Genomic DNA, 323 nt, shown 5'->3' with positions numbered 1-323 from the left:
TAAAGACTAAAGACTAAAGAAAAAGCCCTACCGGACTCAGTGCCGATAGAGCTTATTCGCCATTGCCAATATTATACAGCATTGAGATCAAACGTCAGTGTTTGTTCTGCGGCACATACTTCAACAGGCCAGCCGTAGGATTGATATTCCAGCGCAAGTTTGTCCGCTACTGCGCGAGATACCGTTGCAGTGATCCACATGCATTTGCCCATTACTTGATATTTAAGCGTTCTCATTTCCATCATCATCACCACCGTTCTCCTTCGATATTGGCAGCGCGAAGTCTATAGCACCTCTGAGGGCTGAAATTTCGAATTAAGCTC

Annotated in this window: 1 protein-coding gene; it reads right to left on the bottom strand. The window is 45.2% G+C overall.

Going from position 1 to position 323, the window contains the following annotated elements; genetic code table 11:
- Positions 1-71 precede the first annotated feature (71 nt).
- Positions 72-248 (bottom strand): hypothetical protein, encoded by a 177-nt coding sequence (locus AB4486_RS24575; protein WP_170962365.1) that lies wholly within the window; start codon positions 246-248, stop codon positions 72-74.
- Between the last annotated feature and the right edge of the window lie 75 nt (positions 249-323).

The sequence above is a fragment of the Vibrio sp. 10N.222.55.C6 genome, from assembly GCF_041473395.1.
GTDB lineage: Bacteria > Pseudomonadota > Gammaproteobacteria > Enterobacterales > Vibrionaceae > Vibrio > Vibrio crassostreae_C.
Note: the sequence above shows the minus strand (reverse complement) of the source record. Positions and strands in the feature narration are given on the sequence as shown.